The organism is Cupriavidus sp. 96C5-1 (genome assembly GCF_057798855.1).
Window position 1 is genome coordinate 18032 of sequence record NZ_JBYOJU010000024.1, and the last position, 19701, is coordinate 37732.

A 19701-nucleotide genomic window follows, 5' to 3' on the forward strand; every position below is an offset into this window, starting at 1 on the left:
ATAGCCCCTCGGCACGGGAACCACCAACACCGGGCGCCACGCAGAGGAGACCGGTTCGGACGCGTACACGGGCGCCCGGACCGGTGTCGGGCGGCAGATCCGATTCATGATGGCCTCCCGAGGCCTGGAACACGGATTCACGCAAATGGCTAATTGATCACATATAGCCTTTTGCATGTGTATCGTAGATCACTCATAGTGGCGCAGGCAGCGCTACCTCCGGCGATCAGCCGATCCGGCGCCACTGGCGCGCGCAGTACCATGCTCCGAGCACGCCCGCGATCAGGCAGAACGCCCCCAGGCAGCGCTGCTCGAGTGGAGTGAGTCCTGCCAGCCAGTCTCTGCCGGCAGGACTAAGCAGCAGCCATGCCACACCGACGGTAGCCAGTACGAGCATGGCAAGTGCAAACGCTTCCAACATCCGCAACGGACCAATGCCCTTCGCGGCACCGCGGCGTGGATCCGTTTTCATGGCTTCACAAGACAGCAACAGACTAGGCCCGAGACAGTGGCATGACGGCCATCCGGGAGCGGTTCCGGAGCTCACCATGCCTGCACAGCTGATTCCAGTCTAGTCTTCCGCCGACATACCGTCGTTCCGCTCCGGCTCCAGGATGGGCCGGGCGAGAATGTCCTTTCCGCCATGGGCCAGCAGGTCGAATGCATGGAAAACCACCCGATCAACCCCGCGATACAGGCGGTGATGCAAGGCAATGCACCCGGTCGAAGTCTGAGCGGCCAATGCCGTCCGCGAAAACCACTAGACTTCGATACACCGGCTGAGCGATTCCATCAATTCGTTGCGCTGACCGGTTGAATCCGCAGGGCGATACGGTCAGCCGACGATATGACTTGAGGAGCCGGGCCAAATGGGAAGCACCAACGCAGTTGCGGCGGCGGCAGTCGCCTTTGTGGGCAGCCACTTTCTCTTATCCCATCCGCTGCGCAGGCGTTTGGTCAGCGCATTTGGCGAAGCGGGGTTTCAGGGCGTCTATTCGCTGATAGCGGTCTCGACGCTCGGCTGGCTGATCCTGGCCTACCTAAAGGCGCCCCTGACGGCACCGCTATGGCCGGTAGGAAACGCGCTCTGGGCGGTTGTGACCGCCGTCATGCTGATCGCATCGATCCTCCTGATGGGCTCTCTGATCCGCAACCCTGCGCTTCCCACCGGCGGCCGGCCCCGCACGTTCCCGGACGCGGCGCGCGGCGTGTACGCGGTGACGCGCCACCCGATGATGTGGTCGTTCGCACTTTGGGGGCTTTGCCACGTCGCGGTGTTCCCGGTGGCCAAGAACATCATAGTCGCAGCGGCCATCATCCTCCTCGCGCTCGTCGGCGCCGCATTGCAGGACCGGAAGAAGGAGCGGCTCCAGCCCGATCTCTGGCCCGCATGGGAGTCGAAGACCAGCTATCTGCCGTTCGCGGCGATCGCCGCCGGCCGTGCGCGGCTGGGCGGATTCGGCTTGCACGCGCTGTTGGGCGGCCTCGTCGTCTGGCTCGCAGCGACTTGGGCCCATCTCCCACTCGCCGGTTGGGCTGCGGGTATCTGGCGCTGGCTGTAGCCGCGGCCCGGGCTGTACGCCATGCAACGGTCGCGGGACCGCCAGTTGGCGCTCCCGAGCAGTGAACGCATTGCCCGAGGCCGCTGTTGAAAACCGCAGACTCTTCGAGAATATCGCGTTGCTTCTCCGAGTCGGTGCGCGGGTATCCGTTTGGACACGGCGACGCATCGGGGCGAGTCCGACAGGACTGCTACGTGTCGAGGCGAGCGGACGCCGGTTCGTCAATCTCCCGCGACTCGCGCCGACGCCGGCTTTGCTTGTACAGGCATCGCTCGCCGGCCATGCAGGCTAGCGCTTCGCGCGCGTGTCGGACGGCCGTTCCGTGAACGTTTTCCGATAGTCCGTGGCGAACTGCCCGAGATGGGCGAATCCCCAGCGCGTCGCGATCTCGGTGATCGAGGCCGTTTCGTCCGGATCCTGCAGCGCCATTCTCACGCGCCGCAGACGCACGTCCTTCAGATGGCGCATGACGCCGACATCGCGCCATTGCTGGAACGCACGGTGCAGCGTGCGGACGCTGCAATGCGATGCCGCCGCGATGTCGGTCAGCGTCAGCGGTCGCTCCGCGTGTTCCTCGATGAACGCGACCGCGCGTCTCACGCAGGCGGACGCAACGCCGCCTTCCGCCGGCAGCGCGTCGGTCAGTTGTTCGCCGACCAGGCACATCAGCAGGATTTCTTCCGCCCGCGGGAGTTGCATCGCTCTGAGCGCGGCCGGCGCGTCGGGATCGAGCAACTGTCTGACCAATTGAACCGAGGCGAGCCAGCGGTCGCGGCGTGGCGCATCAAGCAGCGCCGGCACGGGGAGTGCGGACGGCGGCTCGCGCCCCGCGATGCTGCGCCAGATGTCCGCGATGCGGCACGCGTCGACGCGCACGCCGAGTTGTACGTTGTCCGCGCTGTAGCGGAATTCCGCTCGCGCATCCGATGCGACGAGCACCGTCGATCCGGTGCCGCCCATATGATCGACCGGGCCGCTGCGGGCTTCCGAGCGTCCCGCCAGCGTAGTGAGCACGAGCGCGAAGTCGCCGCAAATCTCGGGCCGGATCGAAATGTCGGTGCCGTACGCGAACCATGTCAGCGCCATGCCGTTGCCGTCGAGCTTGAACATGGTGACGGGCATCGTGCGGCGCTCGCCGGCCGTGAACCGATACGGGCGATAGATGCGGCCAATCCTGGTGCGCGCGTGCTCGAGGTCGTCGGACTGGAACAGCAGCGCGCCACGCGGAATATCGCTACCGGGCAAGAGCGGCGGGAAATGCAACGCCGGCGGGTGCAGGCGGGGAAGCCGGTCGTTCATCATTGGTCTCCTGGGTGGCGGGCCGCTCGTTGTCACGGACAACGAAAAATGGCGTTTTTCCGATATTGGCGACGCAACCGCGATAGTCACCCGCGCATGTTCCGGGAATGATGGGATCGTGTGCGACGCCCGGTCGCGGCGAGCGACCGGATGCCCGGACAGGTCTCCACTCCAAAAGCATTATACGGATTCCACTTGCCACGTGCCCCGCCTGCGACACACCCGCCCTTCCACGACCCGACGAGACAGCGAACGTGACGACGCGCCAGTACCGAAACGCTGCGCGTCTTCACGAAAAGGTGCGTCCGACGATTCGTGGCAATGGGCCAGGAGTCATTCAATACCCGTATTCAAAACAAGAAAACGATCCGAGGGCCTTTAAAAGGTCGTGGGAACATCGGGCTTGTCGACGCTCGGCGTTCCCACGATTGCAGGGTCCTGCGAGACAAAAGGAGATGATGTTCATGCGTGAAATAGACCTGCATTCGCTGGCCGACGACGCCAGGCTCGGTGCTTTGCATTACGTGGTTCTTTTCTGGTGCGCATTGATTATCGTGTGCGACGGGTACGATCTGGCTGTTGCCGGCATCGCATTGCCTTCGATCATGAAGGAGATGGGCGTCAATCCGGCGAAGGCCGGCTTCATGATGAGTTCCGCGCTATTCGGCATGATGTTCGGAAACATTGTGTTTGGCACGATCGCGGACCGGATAGGACGCCGTCGGGCCATCGCCATCTGCCTGACGCTGTTCAGCGTTTTCACTGCCGCCGCCGGATTGGCCACGACGCCCGTTGTATTTGCCGCCGCCCGCTTCATGGCGGGTGTCGGCATCGGGGGCGTGATGCCGAATGTCATTGCCCAGATGACGGAGTATGCGCCGCGGCGAATTCGCAACACGATGGTCGCGGTGATGTTCAGCGGCTATTCGATAGGCGGCATGTTGGCCGCCATGATGGGCAAGGAAATGATCGAGCTTTACGGGTGGCAATCCGTTTTCATCGCCGCGGGCGCGCCGGTGTTGCTGGTTCCGTTCCTCCTGAAATGGATGCCCGAATCGATACCGTTCCTGATCAAGCGCGACCGGAAAGCGGAATTGGCGTACATCGCCGGGAAATTCGATCCGACTTACCAACCGGAGCCGGGTGACCGATATAGCGTTCCGAGCGAAGACAAGGTCAACAGCGCGCCGGTTCGGCAATTGTTTGCCGACGGCCGAGGATACAGCACGATCATGTTCTGGATCGCCTGTTTCATGTGCCTGTTCATGGTCTATGCGCTCAGTTCGTGGCTGACCAAATTGATGGCGAATGCGGGGCACAGCCTCGGCTCCGCATTGACTTTCGTACTGGTTCTGAATTTCGGGGCGGTGATCGGTGCCATCGGTGGCGGCTGGCTCGCGGACACGTTCCAGGCCAAGCGGGTGTTGGTCGTGATGTATCTGCTCGCAGCGGTGTCGATTACGATGCTCGGCTACAACGTGCCGACCTTTTGGTCGTTTGTGCTGGTTGGTCTCGCCGGCGCCACGACCATCGGGACTCAGATCGTCAACAGCGCGTATGCCAGTCAGTTTTACCCGATGGCGATCCGTTCGACCGGCATTGGCTGGACGCTTGGCGTCGGTCGCGGCGGCGCCATTCTTGCGCCGATCGTGATCGGCATCCTGGTGGAAATCGAGCTGCCGCTCGAGCAGAACTTCATGGCGATCGGCTTGCCCGCGCTCGCCGCGGCGTTTGCGGTTGGCTTGATTGACCAACGACGCTCGGCGTCGCCTCATGTCCACCCTGCAACCGGAGTTGGCAAGCGAGTGCCGCAAGGCTGATCAACTTGCCGGAGCGGGCAGCAACTGGAAGGTATGTCGTTCATCGTCGCGCCTGCTTACGGTGAAAGATGGCGTGCTTTCGATATGAATGGCGCTGCCACGATAGTGCCGGGCGAGCGTTCGTGGGATGATGCCCAATGTGCGACGCTCAGCGAGCGAGCGGCCGGGAATTCGCACGACATCAACTACAAAGCAGTGCGAAGTTGTTTGGTTTGATTTTGCCTGCGTTCCGTCGCGATCGCCCCGTGCGCAGCACGTCCGTCTATCCTGGGAACCGATGAGAACACGAACATGATGACGCTCTATCGCGGCATGGACCGCGCGGCGCTCGACGTTGCTTACAACAACGTCGATGCCATCCCCGATTTTCCCACCGTACTGGCCGATTTTCAGGCGCGCAGCGCGAAGCTCTACGAGCGCGAGTCGTGCCGCCGCGACCTTTGCTATGGCGACAGCCCGCGTGAACGCTATGACTGGATCGCATGCGGGCAGCCTGATGCGCCGACGTTCGTATTTATCCACGGTGGCTATTGGCAGAATTGCGCGAAGGAAGATTTCGCGTTCATCGCAAGCGGCCCGCTCGCGCACGGGTTCAATGTCGTACTCGCCGAGTATACGCTGGCGCCCGACGCTTCGATGACACAGATTGTCGGTGAAATCGGTCGCCTGCTCGATCATCTTGCGGCCGATCGCGACGGGCTCGGGACGGGAGAGCGGCCGCTCGTGCTGAGCGGCCATTCGGCTGGCGGGCACCTGACTGCGATGTATCGCGGGCACCCGGTCGTGACGAGTGCGCTGCCGATCAGTGCGCTCGTCGATCTGGAGCCGATCAGCCTGTCATGGCTCAACCACAAACTGAAGTTGTCGGCCCGGGAGATCGATGCATTCAGCCCGCTGAAACATATCGGCAAGGGCGTGCCAACGGTGGTCGCGGTCGGCGGTGCGGAGTTGACGGAGCTCGTGCGGCAGTCGGATGAATATGCGGCCGCGTGTGCGGCCTCCGGCGAGACGGTCGAGTTGATCCACGTACCGGGTTGCACGCATTTTTCGACACTCGAGACACTCGCGCGTCACGACGGTTGCCTGGCGCAGGCACTTGTGGCGGTCGCGGGACGGTGACACCGCGCGCCGCAGCCGAACGCGGCTGGGGCGCTGATTCAATTGCAAGGCGATCTTGTTCAGATCGCCTTGCGAGTAGCCGGGCAGATTGGTGCCTTTGGCGAAGTACTGCCGGAGCAGTCCGTTGGTATTCTCGTTCGTGCCCTGCTGCCACGGGCTTTGTGGATCGCAGAAGTAGACCTGCACGTTGGTCGCGATTGTGAGTTGCTTGTGCTGTGCGAGCTCCACGCTTCAATCCCATGTGATCGCTCGGCGCAGATCCGCAGGCAACTTGTGAACCTGTTTGCTCAGTGCGGATACGACGCTGTCGGTATCCTTGCCCTTCACCTTCGCGAGAATGGTGAAACGCGGCGCAGTTTGCCGTTGATGGCCAGACACGAGCTCCCAGGCTCTCCCATCCGTTGACGTTGCCCCGTATCGGCTCAACCCGCCGTGGCGTGCTACTTCACGACTGATCGTCGATGGCGACCGAATCAGTCGGCGAAACCACCAGTACACCGTTTTCCAGGCCGGAAAGTCCTTGGGTAGCATGCGCCAGCCCACCCCGAGCGCACCAGGTATCGCAAGGCGTTGATGACCTCCCGCAGATCGGCCTTCCTGCGCCGCCCTCGCTGTGCGGGCTTCGGCGGCAGCCCCTCCATCGCTGCCCATTCCATGTCCGCCAGATCGCGCGGCTACCGCTTTGTCTTGGCCACCATGCTTGCCTGCCGCTCTCGATGTTCCTTTTTCCACATCCGAACGTTAGAACGCATCTACGGCGAATTTTCAAACGAGCTTTAAATCCGCTGGGACCCACAGATGGCCGCCGCACGCCTGTTGTCCCTTTATTAGGGGCTGCCCGCCTCCACCCAAGAATCGGGAATCGCTCCAAATCGGATTGATAGAGGTTCTCCGATCCTTTTTCTTCCAAGCTGCACGTTACGTCCTGCGTTACCAGGCTGGTGACGATTTGTCAGAGTATTTTTCGCATTTCTTATAGGACAAATCTTATAATGGAACCCTCTCCATAGAGCAAGCTTGCCGCCAGGGCGGCTGACCTCGGTTCGACAAGTCTACCGGATTTGTCTTCCACACTAAGGTACAAGCATGCGCAATTTGCCATGTTGCCGGCCCTTCGAGCTGGCATCAGATCGTTGTCTGCATTCCGGATCCGAGGCCGGTCAACTGCATAGCACCACGTTGGCGGTACGTCTTGCCCTAACGGCGCTGTTCCTCCCCTACACCGCTGTCGCCCAAATCTACGACCAGACGATCGACATCGATCAGTCGAGTACGGTGAACCTGACCAAGCCGGGCTCGACGGTGCTGGTGGGGACCGGGGTGACTATTGCCCCGGGAAGCGGTTCGGGCATCGTAGGCAGGCCGGGCGACACCTGGGAAATCACCAATCGCGGAACGATTCAATCGTCAGGCGATCCGGCTATACGGCTGAACGGACCGGGCAGCGTTCTCAACGAGCATGTCATCAGCGGCGGTAGCCAGGGGATTTATGGGGCTGCCGGGCTTCGCGTGACCAACGCTGCCGGTGCATTGATCCAGGGGTACTCTGGCGTTGCCGCGTCCGGCCAGATACTGATGAACAACGCAGGTACCATCAGCGGAACCTACTACGGGCTGAGTGCCTCCCTACCGAACGGCGGCACAGGGGCTGACGTCGTCAACCGTGGTGAGGTGCTGGGCGGGTATGCGGGGATCTACTTGTCTTCCGGCTCCACCTCCTCGGTGTCCAATACGGTTCATAACCTCGCCGGTGGACAGATTCGCGCGAGTTTCCCGGCCGGCGACGGTGTAACGGTACTCCACGGCACGAGCGTCATCACGAACGATGCCGACGGAACCATAGCAGGTGGCCGCTCCGGGATTTCAGGGACCGACTTGCTTACCGATCTCCATGTCGTGAACGCAGGTACCGTGACCGGAGAGTTGGGTTCTGGGATCTGGTCCTATGGTGGCGGACCCGTTTCGAACCTCGCGGGCGGAAGTATCAGCGGCGCGGGCGGGGTTGCCTATGTACGCAGCCGGTACAACTCGGCCAACGTGCTCGTGAACGCCGGGACGATCAACGGTAACGCAGCCAGTTTTGTTGGCGGAAGCGGCAAGGACGCGGGATCCGGTGCTGGCGTGTACTTTGGCGCCGTCAATGCGTCCTACGGCGGCTTCGTCAACAACGAAGCGGGCGGGAGTATCAATGGGACGGTCTACGGCATTTACAGCGGCGCTGCGTCAACGGCTTCCGACGCTGGACCGGTCAGCGTCACCAACGCCGGCTCCATCGTCGGGCAGACCGGCATTGCGCTGAACGGCGCCGACGGCATGGTGATCAACAAGGGAGTCATCACCGGAAGCGGCGGCAATGCCATCGTGTTTGAACAAACGGGCTCCTTTGCCAATATGCTGACCCTGGACACCGGTTCGGTGCTCAATGGAAATGTGCTGGGTGGCCGTGGCAGCAACGAACTGATCCTGCTGGGCGCCAACGTGGAGGACACCTCCAAGTTTCGCAACTTCCAGACGCTGTCGATGCAGGGCAATGACTGGACCCTGACCGGTACTGGCGGTTTCGCGACCAGCGCTACGGTCGCCAGCGGTACGCTGCGCGTCGACGGCACTTTGACTACGCCGATGACCCACGTGCAATCGGGTGCGACCCTGGGAGGCAGTGGAACCCTGGTTGGGAACGTCGTAAACGACGGAACGCTCGCCCCGGGCGGCGCGGGAAATGCAGTTGGCACACTGACGATCAATGGCAACCTCACGCTTACCAGCAGTTCCGTACTGAACTATCGGCTCGGTCAGGCCGGCACGGCCGGAGGGACTCTGAATGACCTCACCGTCGTCAGCGGTGATTTGTCGCTGGCCGGCACGCTCAATGTCTCCACCTCGCCAGGCGGCACGTACGGCCCCGGCCTTTACCGGCTCTTCAACTACGGCGGAACCTTGACCGACAACGGTCTTGCGCTAGGCAGCATGCCCGCCGGCAGTGACAACACGTTGCTGACCTCGATCCCGGGACAAGTGAACCTGGTCAATCGTGCCGGTCTGCACCTGACCTTCTGGGACGGCGACAACGGACCGAAGCACAACAACCTCGTCGATGGCGGCAACGGCATTTGGCAAAGCGCTGGCGGCAACGACAACTGGACCATTGCTTCCGGCGCAATCAACGACTCCTACGCCAATGGGAGCTTCGCAACCTTCGCAGGGGCGCCGGGTACTGTCACGGTAGATAACAGCCGTGGCGATGTCACCTCCTCAGGCATGCAATTCGCAATTGACGGCTACCGCGTCCAGGGCGATCCGATCACCTTGTCCACCAGCAGCAACATCATCCGGGTGGGCGACGGGACAGCGGCCGGCGCCGGCTTTTCAGCCAGCATTGCTTCGGTACTGCGCGGCGCGGGTGGCATCGAAAAGACCGATCTGGGTACATTGGTGCTGGCCGGCGCCAACAGCTATACCGGCAGCACGACCATCAGCGGCGGCGTCCTCCAGGCCGGCGCGGCAAACGTCTTCGCGCAGAGCAGCAACGTGATCGTCAACCGTGCTGGTTCCCTGAACCTCAACGGCCACGACCAGATCGCCAACCAACTTTCCGGTGACGGTTCAGTGCTGCTCGGTAGCGCCACGCTGACCGCCAACAACGCCTCCAGCACCGAGAGCAGCGCCTTCAATGGCGTATTCAGCGGCACCGGCGGACTGGCCAAGACTGGCAACGGAACACTAGTGCTCGCTGGGGCGGGTTCTCAGGTCGGGTCCGTGGACGTGCGACAAGGTACGCTGCGCTTCGAGCATGGTGGCGCGTTCACGACTACGGGCGACTTCACTACCCAGTCCGGTGCCAGCACGGATATTGGCGAGCAGGCGACAACGCTGGTGGTGGGTGGCTCCTTCACCCAGACCAGCGGCGCCAACCTGGCCGTCACGCTTGGCGCCTCACCGGACATCACCGCGCAGACTGCTAACCTGGACGGCACCCTGACCGTCAAGGGCTTCGACGCTGGTACCCAACCGGTACGCGCCAGCGCGATCCAGGGTCAGACCTACACGGTGCTGCATACCACCGGCGGGATAACCGGCAACTTCAACAACAATCCGCTCACCAACATCGGCCCGGATTATCTGCCGGCGACAGGTGCCATATCTGCCGACGGCAAGGACTACAACCTCGGTTTTCGTCTGGCCTGGACCCAAGGCGGCCAGACGCTGGGCACAGGCACCTTCTCCATGGCGCAGAACACCGCCTTTGACGTGGATCTGGCGTTGACCAACCAGACGGGCCCCTTCAACAGCGGATGGGATGGCAAGAGCCTGACCAAGTCAGGTGAGGGCCTGCTGGTACTGTCCAACGCCGGCAACACGTACAGCGGTGGCACCACCGTCAATGGCGGCGTGCTGCGGGCTGGCGCGGCCAACGTATTCGCGCAAAGCAGCGATGTGGTGATCAACAGCGGCGCAACGCTCGACCTCAACGGCTACCAGCAGGTGGCCAGTCGGCTGACCGGCGCGGGGGCGATCACCTTGGGCAGCGCAGTGCTGACTGCCAACAACGCCACCGAGGCTGACAGCACGACATTCAGCGGCAATATCGCGGGGACTGGCGGTCTGACCAAGATTGGCGCGGGGACGCTGACGCTCAGTGGAGAGACGCTGTACCGCGGCGACACCCGTGTGCAAGGCGGAGAGCTGGTGCTCGATGGCCGCTGGGGCGGCGCCCGGTTGCAAAGCAACATCATCGGGCAGCCCGGCAGCGCGCTGCTCTTGCGCGACGGTGCCGTGCTGACCGGCAGTATCGATCCGCTGGATGTCAGCGTGGATGCGGCCAGCACCTGGAACATCACCGCGAATTCGGTCGTCAACCAGTTGAGCAATGCCGGGACGATCGGGTTTACTGCCCCGCCGCTGCCGATGACCCAGGGCCGTACCCTGACGGTCAACAACCTGAATGGCCTGGGTGGCAGGATTGGCCTGTACACGGTGTTGGGCAATAGCGGCTCGCTCACCGACCGGTTGGTGATAGATGGCGGCAAGGCTACGGGCCTGTCGGTGCTGCAGATCCACAACGCAGGCGGCCTGGGCGATCAGACCACTGGCAACGGTATTCCGGTAGTGGTCACCACCAATGGCGGCGCCACCGAGGCTACCGCCTTCGATCTGGGCAACCCGGTGTTGGCCGGCGCCTATCGCTATAGCCTGCAGCGCGGAGGCAGCGGCGCGCCGGAAGACTGGTTCCTGGTCAGCAACAAAAGCAACGGTCAACCCGACTACCGGGCCGAAACCTCCCTGTACAGCGCGCTGCAAACTCAGGCCGTGCGCTATGGTGATGCCGTGCTGGGTGCGTTTCACGAACGCCGCGGCGCCAATGCCGACCTGGAGCCGGGACACGACCAGCGCGTGTGGACGCGGGTCATCGGCCAGAATGACCGCAGTAGCGGCGCCGGAAGTGGCCTGCAAGGTCACAATGTACGCAGCGAAGCCAATATCGCCGCGCTGCAGATCGGGGGCGATCTGTACGGCGCGCAGCGTGGCGAAGCCTCGACCCGTGCTGGCCTGTACGGGGCGATCGGCCAAAGCAATGGCTGGGCCGATCACGTCGACGCGGCCGGCTCCCGCTCGCGCGCCGGCGACAGCGACTTCACCGGCTACAGCCTCGGGCTCTACGGCACCTGGCTGGATGGTCATGGCAGCTACGTCGACGCGGTGCTCCAGGGCACTTACTACGACACGAAAAGCCGCTCGAACGAGGGCATGAGGCTGTCCACGGGCGGCTATGGCGTCGCCGCCTCGCTCGAGGCGGGTCGCCGCTACGAGCTGGCACCGGGCCTACACCTGCAACCGCAGGCCCAGATGGTGTACCAGCACCTGAACCTGCGCGATGCGTCCGATGCTGCCAGCCGGGTGCTGTTCCCCAGCACCGACACCGCACTACTGCGTCTAGGAGCCCGCCTGAGCAAGGATCTGCAATTGTCCGGACAGGCGCCAGGCACGACCTGGGCAAGTGCCGACCTGCTGCAGCGTGTGGGCGATCGCACCCGCACGCGCTTCAGCACCCCGACCCAGGGCGATGTCGGCTTCAGCAACGACCTGCCTGGCACGGCGCTGCGCCTGCAGACCGGTGTCGAAGGCCAGGTGCGCAAGAATGTCACGGTGAACGCGCGCATTGGCGTGGAGCACAGCATCGACGGCTCGGGCTTCACCAGCCTCAATGGGCAGGTTGGGCTGAAAATCGCGTTCTGACGTAGCGCTACGAAAATCCCGGCGAAGCGGGAACATTGTGGTGGGCCCGGTACTTCGACAGTGCCGGGCCTGATTTTCCGCTCGCCGCTACGTTTGCCATCGAACGAGTGCGATACTCACAACTGTGCAAGGTAGTCTTTGAAGCGCCGCCCGTTCTGTGGACGGAAGTACTCGTCCATCTCCTTGATCCCGGTGATCCGGTCCAACCTGAAATTCCGGAAATCTTCACGTACCGTGCACCATGCCGTCAGAAGCCAGGCTTCGTCGAAAAGCGTCATCCCCAAAGGATGGAGGTGACGGCGGCTGTGCCGACCTTCGACATCGCAATAGGTAAGTTCCACGATACGCCGCTCGCGAATGACCCTGCGCAAGGTACCACTCCATTTCGCGGCAAGATCGTCGCTCGCCCGCGGCCGCGATGCAGCCAGAAGAGGCAGCGTCCGGAACCTCTCGCCCCTGTCTGTGCCCATAGCTGCGGCGACCTTGCCTGAAACGCGCTCGGCCGCGTTGTGCAAGCCGCCTCCATCACGCGCCATCACAAGGCGCAAGCCGAGCATGATCGCTTCCATCTCATCGGGATCGAACTGTAGCGGAGGCAGGAAATACCCCTTTTCCAGCTGATAGCCGAGCCCGGACTCGCCCCGAACCGGCGCGCCCATTGCCTGAAGACTGGCTACGTCGCGATAGATAGTGCGCGGCGAAACACCAAGACGCTGCGCAAGCACATCGGCTGAAATGGGATAACGAGCGAGGCGAAGCTGATCTAGAAGAGCGAAGAGCCGAAGAATTTTCATGGAGCCAGCCTGAAGCATACCCCTGACAGAAGGTGTCAGGGGGGGCAGCTAAAGTGGAGCTTCAACGAGCAGCACATTAAGGAGCCAATGGCCCATGACTCAGCATTATATTGAAATCGTCACTTACAAGGTTGGTAATCCCACCGAGGCGGACCGACATCGCCGCAACGCATGCATGCTCGCCGCAAGACTGCCGGGCTTCGGGGGATGGCAGTCACTCAGCGATGGCAAGGGCCAGGGCGCCCGCGCGGATGTAGTTCTCTGGGCCAGCCCCGAAGCGGCCGAGGCGGCAGCGGAAATAGTAGGCTCGTCGGCGGAATTTGCCGATTTCCGCGCAACGATTACCGAGTTTGGCAGCATAGGACACTACGCGGCCCCAGCCGGGGGGCTGGCATTGATGCAATCCGGAGATGGCATTGAGGTCGGGCGGTTTCGATTGCGCCAGGGTATCAGTGAAGAGGTCATGCGCGCGGCCCATGTCAAAATGATCGCAGACCACCTGTCTCGCCAGCCCGGCTGGCGCGGGCAAAGGCTGGTCCGGCTGCAGGACGGAATTTTCATGGATATCGCCTTCGCCGTGACTCAGGCACAATCGCAAATCATCTGCGATAGCTGGGCCGGCAATGCGGACTGTCAGGCATTCCTCAATCTGATTGAGCCGATCAGCATGGAGTTCGGGTCCATTGCCTGACTTGGCGCCGATGAGAGATGAACCCCTGCGGCGGAACGTGGGTGACCTGTATCGGACCGCCTCGCATTGACGCGACCTGCCAGGTGCGTCGCGATCCTCGTTGCCCGTGATCCAATCTGCGAAGCGTGCGACGGCAAATCAGAACTATCTGACATATCGCTTCCGGCGTCTTTCTTTGCGCTATGACCGTGCGGGGCTACCGGGATGAATCCGTCATGCAGGCGTCGAGCCGCTCGTTGCAACCACGTCGACCAGTTGCTGCCGAACCCAGGTGTGGGCTTGATCGCTATGGAAGCGCTCGTGCCAGATCATCGCAGGCGACAGAGGTGGCATCTGCAGCGGCAATTCCAGGAGTACGAGGGGCAGCCGATCGGCCAGCAGGCGCGCCAATCGGCTCGGGAGCGTGAGAATCATGTCGTTGTCCGCGACCATCATCGCGCCGGCGAGAAAGTGAGGGACTCGCAGCGCAACGTGGCGGTCGAGCGCGTTCTTCGACAAAGCAGTGTCAACCGCGCTCTCTCCCACCCCTGAAATGGTCACCGCGATGTGGCGCAGGGCCAGATAGTGCTTGAGATCGAGTCCGACGGCTGCAGCACGATGGCCTGACCGCACCAGGCACACCAGCTTGTCCTCGTAGAGGACGCGACGATGCAGGCTGCCGGGCAATGCGTCGAAAATCCCCAGGGCGAGATCCACAGCGCCTTCTTCGACCAGGCGCACGTTGTCGCCCATGGGTTGCGCGATATGCAGGCTCAGCGCAGGCGCCTGGCGCTCGAAGCGGGCAATCAGCCCGGCCCCGACCACCAGGCTCAGGTGGTCATGGGCCGCAATCGTTATCCGTCCCGTCGCAGTGGCCGGATCGAAGACGGCCGGCGAAACGATACTCCGGGCGTCCTCCAGTAACCGGGCCACCGGGCCTGCCAGCATTTCGCCGCGGGTGGTCAACTCCAACCCCAGCTTGCCGCGCACCACCAGGCGGTCGCCCAACATCACTCGAAGTCGCCCCAGGGCGCGGCTGGCCGCGGGCTGGCTCAGGCCCAGGAGCAGTCCAGCCTGGGTAACGCTCCGCACGCGAACGAGCGCATCGAAGAGTTTGAGCAGGTTGAGGTCGATCGATGCTAAATCCACTTGACGCATAGTCACTATACCTTTCATGCCATTGTGACATACAGGCTCAGGATGCACTCTTCAGGTTCGACTGAACGGGAGATATTGCATGAACACTACCTATCCCTACGCCGTCTTCGGCGTATCCGGCCGCACCGGCGCCGCCGCTGCTGATGCCCTGCTGCGTGCCAAGCAACCCGTGCGCGTTGTGGTGCGCGATTTGGAAAACGGGCGACCGTGGTCTGCTCGCGGCGCCGAGGTTGTCGTTGCCGACCTGACCGACCTGGATTCGGTCACAGCGGCACTACGTCAGGTCAGAGGTGCCTATGTGATCAGCCCTCAGCACTACAGCCGTGAAAACCTGTTTGAGCTGGCGGAGTTGATTGCCGATGTCATTGCGAACGCTGCCGTTGCGACGTCTGTACCCAAGCTGGTTGCGCTCTCCTCGATTGGCGCGGACCGCGAGAGCGGCACCGGCTGGATCCAGATGAACCGCTTGTTCGAGCAGCGGCTTGGCGGTACGGGAATCCCCGTCACCTTCCTGCGTGCGGCCTACTTCATGGAAAACTGGACCCCGATGGTGGAGCGGGCCCTGCGCAGCGGCGCGCTGCCGAGTTTCCTGGTCCCGCCGCAACGCCTCGTTTCGATGGTGGCCACGGCGGATGTCGGCCAAGCGGGGGCTGATTTGCTGCTGGAGGAATGGACGGGTACCCGGGCGGTTACCCTCGCCGGCCCTGAAGAGTATTCGCCGAACGACGTTGCCGCAGCCATGGAAGCCGTGCTCAAGCGACCGATCGGTGTGGCTGCGCTACCCGAAGCAGACTGGCCCGCCGCGCTGGTGGATGCCCACTTCTCCACTGCCGCGCTCGCGGGATTCACCACCATGACCCAAGGCCTCAACAGCCGCCACATCGCCGTAGGGACAGATCCCGATGCCGAGCAGCGTTGGGGGACGACGCCGCTGGCGCACCTCATTGCCGAGTTGGTGAAGCAGCAGCGCTGAAAGAGGACGTAGATAGCCCGGAACCTGCGGAGGTACGCCCTTGCACTGCCCCGTAGCTGTCATGAGCTGCAAGGCGTACGGTCTCGGCACTCCAACCGCCACCCAAGACTTTGTAGAGGGTAATGCGGTTGTGCAGCGCCGCCATTCGCACCTGGACGAGTGCCTGTTCTGCCTCGAACAACGTCCGCTGCGCGTCCATCACGGCGAGGTAGTCGACCCCACCGTTCCGGTACTGCAGGTCGAGCAGCACGAATGCAGCGCGGGCGCTCTGCGCCTGTGCTTGCGTGGCGCGCAGTTGCTCTTTCCAGGTAGCACTGCCGGCAAGCGCATCGGCCACTTCGCTGAAGGCCACCTGGATGGTTTTCCGGTACTGGGCGGTGGCGATCTCGCGATCGACTTTGGCTGCATCCAGGTTGGCCTGATTCGCGCCGAAGTCGAAGATCGGCACGGTGATCTGTGGGGTGAACGACCAGGCGCGCGAGGCTTCGTTGAACAGGTTCGACAGGCCGGTACTGGCCCGGCCGAACGAGCCGGTCAGTTCCACCCGCGGGAAGAATGCGGCCCTGGCGGCGCCGATATTGGCGTTGGCAGCCATCAACTGGTGTTCCGCGGCTTCGATATCGGGCCGGTGCGTGAGCAGCGCCGACGGCAGACCCGCTGGCAGGTCGGCGAGGAAGCCGTCGAGCGCAGGCAATGCGCCATCGCCCTGAGCTAAGTCTGCGGGCCAGTTCGGCACGCCGAGCAGCAGGACCAGGGCATTGAGGTCTTGTGTGCGCTGGCGCTCGTACTGCGCAAGGCTCGCTCGGGCATTCTCCAGCAGGCCTTCGGCTTGGCGCAGGTCCGTTTCGGTGCCAATGCCATTGGCATGGCGAAGCTGGATCAGTGACAGCGACGCGCTGCGCGATTGCACGGTCTGCCAGGCGACATCGTAGAGCGAGTCGTCTGCGAGCAGCGAGAGATAGCCGCTGGCGACGGCCGCCACCAAGCCGATCTGCACCGTCTTGCGGGAGGCTTGCGTGCCCAGGTAGTTGGCCAGCGCCGCCTCCTTGAGGCTCTGGATGCGGCCGAACAGATCCAGCTCGTAGGCGGTGATCCCCACGCCATAGGCGGCGATGTCGCCGCTGACTTCGGGGCGCTCCTTGCTCTGCCGAAGTGCGGCGTTGAGGGTGGGCCACTGCGCGGCCCGCTCTATGCGGAACTGGGCCTGGGCGCGCTGCACATTGAACGCGGCCAGTTGCAGGTCCTGGTTGTTGTCCAGGGCGATCTGGATCAGGCGCTGGAGCCGCGCATCGGGGAACACCTGCTTCCAACCTAGCTCGGCGACAGCCACCTGCGGGGCGTTGACTGGTTGCGCCCCACGAGGGTAACCAGCCGCGAGCGGCACGGCTGGGCGTTCATACCGAGGCGCCAACGAGCACCCGGCCAGAAGCAGAGCGAGCGCAGCGTACAGCGCGGTGACGGAGGTCATCTTGTTCATCAGGGCTTATCCACGCCAGGGACAGGAGGACTGCACACGTGGACGTGCCCAGCACGACCAGCTCCGTGTCAGCACTATGTGGCACCAGGAGGTGTCGTGAACCTCTGTGGCGACCGTATCCGGATCTCGGTCCGGGCCGACTCTGGCTGACACCCCGCTGTTGGCGACCAGCAGAATGGTGAAGCCCAGGCAAAGGCATGCCCAATTGAATCTGGCGCTACGCATCGCCCGCCTCCTTTGCACCCAGGTTCGAAGCGCGACGGCGAGTCCCAATGCTGGACGCACCGATGCCGAGCAGCAGCAAGCTGGCGAAGATCCAGGACATGTACTCCAGCAAGGCGGTCGCCGGGACGATATCCGCCACGGCACCGGTCACCAGCACGGCGAGGAGGAACGATGCCGCCGTGGCGGTATCCAGCAGCGCGACCACCCGGGCGCAGTATGCGTTGGGGACGCTGGTGTAGAGACGCAACAGGCTCAGGGACAACACCAGCCCCTCCGCTACGCCGGCCATCGCCACCAGCATGAGTGCCAGCATGAGCGAGTCGATCTGGGCCAGGGCCCAGGTGCTCAAGCACATCAGGAACAGGCTGGCGACCATCACCTGCCCGTAGCGCGGCATCGCCCCGCGCCAGGACGACAGCAGCAGTCCGCCAAGCATGCCCAGGCCGTAGGCGCCGAACAGGAGACCGACGTCGCTCGGCGTGCGGCCCAGCACCTGCGACACGTAGACCAGCGCCAGGATCTCGAAGCTGCCCAAGGCCAGCGTGACCAACACACTGGCCGCCAGCGGCACCAGCAAGACGCCGCCGAAGCGCGCGATCGCCCCGCGCAGGTCGTCGAGGATTCCTCGCTCAGGATCGGTCGAAGGGGTGTGAACCACGGCGGGTAGCAGCAGGCAGCACACCCCGGCGAGCAGCAGCAGGACGCCGATCAGGATCGCCACCAGGTCGAGGCTGTACCGGCTGGCCAGGACACCGGCCAGCACTGTGCCCGCAGCCATGCCGCCCATACGCACACCCATGATCAGCGCGTTGGCTCGCGGCAAGGCGGATTCGGATGCCATTCTGGGCAGCAAGGCGCTGGCGGCCGGCGAGAAGAATCTGTTGCAGGCGGCACCGAGCGCGGCGATCACATAGAGCGCGCCCAGTTCACCGCGTACTACCGGTACCAGCAGCGCGAAGCTCACCAGCAGGCGTGCAGCACAGGACCAGAACAACACGCGATTGAGTTTCATCCGGTCGACGATGGCGCCGGCCCAGGCGCCGAGCAGCAGCATGGGCACCAGTTCGCACAGCACCAAGAGCATGATGTTGAAGGCCGACCCGGTGAGCTGGAAAACCATGAGCTGGAGGAAGACCAACAGCATCCAGTCGACCAGAGAGGTCAGGAACTGCAGCCAGGCGAGCGTGGGCAGGCCCGCAGCCAGGGTGTGTGGATGCGGTTTCATGCTGTACCGCCCGAGTCGGTCTTGCTAGCGCCGCTGTCATGCAGGATGGCCTTGAGCAGCACCGGGCGCAACATGGCTCCCAACCATTTCGGATAAGCCTCGATCCATGCGTAGTGCATCCGCAGCTGGCAACCGGCTTCGACTTTGCTTGGCTCGTTGGAGATGCCGAAGTTGATGGTCTGGAAGCGCTGCTCGATGGCGTAGCGGATGATCTCGTAGCCCATCACCCGGTGCACGGCGAGGCGCTCGGTCGCGGCAAAGTCTATGCCACAGTAGGTGGACTCCAGGGTATCCATTTCAGAACGTGTAGTTGATGGCGCCCAGGGCGAAGGTGTTGAACCGCTCCTGCACGATGGGACTCTTGCCGGCGTCGCAGGCGAGGTCGACAGCGTTGACACTGATCAGTGCCGACCAATGTTTGGTAAAGCGGTGCTCCCAATTCACTGACGCGGAGTACGCGTAGAGCCCGCGGTCTGGCGTGTAGCGTGAGAATCCGGTGGCCGAGCTTTGCGACGGCGTGACGCCGAAATAGGACTGGGCGAAGCGACCGTCGGAGAAGTGGGCATTGACCGAGTACCAGACTTCGTTCTTCCCCTCGCTCCAGAGGCCGCCCTCCAGCCCAAGGCTGTAGCGATTGCCGCGATCGCGCTCGGTCAGCGCAAACTCTCCTTCAGCGCGCACAGCCAGCCAGGGCGCGAAGCTGTAGCCGACCTCGGCCGTAGTCACCAGTGAGCCCTTGACGGCCCCCATACCCCGCAGGCGGTCCGACCCTGGGCGATAGTTCGAATCACGGTCTGTCCGTCCCGGGTCCCAGTTGAACGCCTGGCCGAAGAACAGGCCGGATCCGGTTTCGTAGCGGTATCCCAGGCCACGGGCGCTATCGAGGTAGAACGGGCCCTGCTTGATGAACACCATGGGCACCGGCTGGACGCGAACGTCCCTGGCGCCCAGGTATTCAGGGGCTGTTCCAACACCCAGGCCCAGGCTGACTTCCGATTTGGGCTCCGAGCGCCGGTCGGGACCGCGTTCGGCTTGCGCTGACGCAGTGCCCGTGGTGCAGATCAACAAGGCGCTGGCGTACAGCGCGATGAGACGCTTGTCGATGTAATTCACGTTGACTCCTCATGTGGTCCATGTCCGAACGG

General features: G+C 63.2%; 14 protein-coding genes and 2 pseudogenes. 6 read left to right on the forward strand and 10 right to left on the reverse strand.

Annotated features, from left to right (window positions below):
* Window positions 1-226: 226 nt before the first annotated feature.
* Window positions 227-397 (reverse strand): hypothetical protein, encoded by a 171-nt coding sequence (locus AC3FOF_RS23930; protein WP_488727967.1) that lies wholly within the window; start codon window positions 395-397, stop codon window positions 227-229.
* A gap of 472 nt (window positions 398-869) precedes the next feature.
* Here AC3FOF_RS23930 and AC3FOF_RS23935 point away from each other — a divergent pair, with 472 nt between their 5' ends.
* On the forward strand, window positions 870-1562 hold the full coding sequence (locus AC3FOF_RS23935) for an NnrU family protein (protein ID WP_276266538.1): 693 nt from the start codon (window positions 870-872) through the stop codon (window positions 1560-1562).
* Window positions 1563-1850: 288 nt separating this feature from the next.
* On the opposite strand, the gene AC3FOF_RS23940 is transcribed toward AC3FOF_RS23935, so the two are convergent.
* On the reverse strand, window positions 1851-2864 hold the full coding sequence (locus AC3FOF_RS23940) for a helix-turn-helix transcriptional regulator (RefSeq protein ID WP_488727968.1): 1014 nt from the start codon (window positions 2862-2864) through the stop codon (window positions 1851-1853).
* A gap of 461 nt (window positions 2865-3325) precedes the next feature.
* Here AC3FOF_RS23940 and AC3FOF_RS23945 point away from each other — a divergent pair, with 461 nt between their 5' ends.
* Together AC3FOF_RS23945 and AC3FOF_RS23950 are read left to right on the forward strand one after the other, a co-directional pair.
* Complete coding sequence (locus AC3FOF_RS23945; protein ID WP_276266536.1) at window positions 3326-4681, forward strand: MFS transporter; 1356 nt, start codon at window positions 3326-3328, stop codon at window positions 4679-4681.
* A gap of 291 nt (window positions 4682-4972) precedes the next feature.
* Window positions 4973-5800, forward strand: coding sequence for an alpha/beta hydrolase (locus AC3FOF_RS23950; protein ID WP_488727969.1), 828 nt, complete (start codon window positions 4973-4975; stop codon window positions 5798-5800).
* Window positions 5801-5821: 21 nt separating this feature from the next.
* Here AC3FOF_RS23950 and AC3FOF_RS23955 read toward each other — a convergent pair.
* Together AC3FOF_RS23955 and AC3FOF_RS23960 are read right to left on the reverse strand one after the other, a co-directional pair.
* Window positions 5822-6148, reverse strand: a pseudogene (locus AC3FOF_RS23955) (IS30 family transposase); the annotation flags it as partial.
* A gap of 120 nt (window positions 6149-6268) precedes the next feature.
* A pseudogene (locus AC3FOF_RS23960) lies at window positions 6269-6534 on the reverse strand (transposase); the annotation flags it as partial.
* Window positions 6535-6886: 352 nt separating this feature from the next.
* On the opposite strand from AC3FOF_RS23960, the gene AC3FOF_RS23965 reads away from it, so the two are divergent.
* Window positions 6887-12034, forward strand: coding sequence for an autotransporter outer membrane beta-barrel domain-containing protein (locus AC3FOF_RS23965; protein ID WP_488727970.1), 5148 nt, complete (start codon window positions 6887-6889; stop codon window positions 12032-12034).
* Window positions 12035-12150: 116 nt separating this feature from the next.
* Here AC3FOF_RS23965 and AC3FOF_RS23970 read toward each other — a convergent pair whose 3' ends face one another.
* On the reverse strand, window positions 12151-12828 hold the full coding sequence (locus AC3FOF_RS23970) for a helix-turn-helix transcriptional regulator (protein WP_488727971.1): 678 nt from the start codon (window positions 12826-12828) through the stop codon (window positions 12151-12153).
* Between the two features lie 94 nt (window positions 12829-12922).
* Between AC3FOF_RS23970 and AC3FOF_RS23975 the strand changes: the two genes are divergently transcribed.
* Window positions 12923-13519, forward strand: a complete 597-nt coding sequence (locus AC3FOF_RS23975; RefSeq protein WP_017228019.1) for a hypothetical protein — start codon at window positions 12923-12925, stop codon at window positions 13517-13519.
* 213 nt (window positions 13520-13732) lie between these two features.
* Here AC3FOF_RS23975 and AC3FOF_RS23980 read toward each other — a convergent pair whose 3' ends face one another.
* The gene (locus AC3FOF_RS23980) at window positions 13733-14656 is read right to left on the reverse strand and encodes a LysR family transcriptional regulator (RefSeq protein ID WP_488727972.1); all 924 of its coding nucleotides are present in this window, start codon (window positions 14654-14656) and stop codon (window positions 13733-13735) included.
* Between the two features lie 79 nt (window positions 14657-14735).
* Here AC3FOF_RS23980 and AC3FOF_RS23985 point away from each other — a divergent pair, with 79 nt between their 5' ends.
* Window positions 14736-15629 (forward strand): NmrA family NAD(P)-binding protein, encoded by an 894-nt coding sequence (locus tag AC3FOF_RS23985; RefSeq protein ID WP_488727973.1) that lies wholly within the window; start codon window positions 14736-14738, stop codon window positions 15627-15629.
* Here the strand turns inward: AC3FOF_RS23985 and AC3FOF_RS23990 are convergent.
* From AC3FOF_RS23990 to AC3FOF_RS24005, 4 genes are all read right to left on the reverse strand, one after another.
* The gene (locus AC3FOF_RS23990) at window positions 15598-17106 is read right to left on the reverse strand and encodes an efflux transporter outer membrane subunit (protein ID WP_488727974.1); all 1509 of its coding nucleotides are present in this window, start codon (window positions 17104-17106) and stop codon (window positions 15598-15600) included. The genes AC3FOF_RS23985 and AC3FOF_RS23990 overlap by 32 nt on opposite strands.
* A gap of 217 nt (window positions 17107-17323) precedes the next feature.
* On the reverse strand, window positions 17324-18556 hold the full coding sequence (locus AC3FOF_RS23995) for an MFS transporter (RefSeq protein ID WP_488727975.1): 1233 nt from the start codon (window positions 18554-18556) through the stop codon (window positions 17324-17326).
* Window positions 18553-18852 (reverse strand): hypothetical protein, encoded by a 300-nt coding sequence (locus AC3FOF_RS24000; RefSeq protein WP_488727976.1) that lies wholly within the window; start codon window positions 18850-18852, stop codon window positions 18553-18555. The genes AC3FOF_RS23995 and AC3FOF_RS24000 overlap by 4 nt, the downstream gene beginning before the upstream one ends.
* Window position 18853: 1 nt before the next feature.
* Window positions 18854-19669: a MipA/OmpV family protein gene (locus AC3FOF_RS24005; RefSeq protein WP_488727977.1), complete on the reverse strand. Its 816-nt coding sequence runs from the start codon at window positions 19667-19669 to the stop codon at window positions 18854-18856.
* Window positions 19670-19701: the final 32 nt, after the last annotated feature.

Bases quoted from the DNA above. Each gene is read 5' to 3' on its own strand.
- AC3FOF_RS23940 (WP_488727968.1), bottom strand. From the start codon at position 2,864: ATGATGAACGACCGGCTTCCCCGCCTGCACCCGCCGGCGTTGCATTTC.
- AC3FOF_RS23950 (WP_488727969.1), top strand. From the start codon at position 4,973: ATGATGACGCTCTATCGCGGCATGGACCGCGCGGCGCTCGACGTTGCT.
- AC3FOF_RS24000 (WP_488727976.1), bottom strand. From the start codon at position 18,852: ATGGATACCCTGGAGTCCACCTACTGTGGCATAGACTTTGCCGCGACC.
- AC3FOF_RS23995 (WP_488727975.1), bottom strand. From the start codon at position 18,556: ATGAAACCGCATCCACACACCCTGGCTGCGGGCCTGCCCACGCTCGCC.
- AC3FOF_RS23985 (WP_488727973.1), top strand. From the start codon at position 14,736: ATGAACACTACCTATCCCTACGCCGTCTTCGGCGTATCCGGCCGCACC.
- AC3FOF_RS23930 (WP_488727967.1), bottom strand. From the start codon at position 397: ATGCTCGTACTGGCTACCGTCGGTGTGGCATGGCTGCTGCTTAGTCCT.
- AC3FOF_RS23980 (WP_488727972.1), bottom strand. From the start codon at position 14,656: ATGCGTCAAGTGGATTTAGCATCGATCGACCTCAACCTGCTCAAACTC.
- AC3FOF_RS23945 (WP_276266536.1), top strand. From the start codon at position 3,326: ATGCGTGAAATAGACCTGCATTCGCTGGCCGACGACGCCAGGCTCGGT.
- AC3FOF_RS23975 (WP_017228019.1), top strand. From the start codon at position 12,923: ATGACTCAGCATTATATTGAAATCGTCACTTACAAGGTTGGTAATCCC.
- AC3FOF_RS23965 (WP_488727970.1), top strand. From the start codon at position 6,887: ATGCGCAATTTGCCATGTTGCCGGCCCTTCGAGCTGGCATCAGATCGT.
- AC3FOF_RS23970 (WP_488727971.1), bottom strand. From the start codon at position 12,828: ATGAAAATTCTTCGGCTCTTCGCTCTTCTAGATCAGCTTCGCCTCGCT.
- AC3FOF_RS23935 (WP_276266538.1), top strand. From the start codon at position 870: ATGGGAAGCACCAACGCAGTTGCGGCGGCGGCAGTCGCCTTTGTGGGC.
- AC3FOF_RS23990 (WP_488727974.1), bottom strand. From the start codon at position 17,106: ATGAACAAGATGACCTCCGTCACCGCGCTGTACGCTGCGCTCGCTCTG.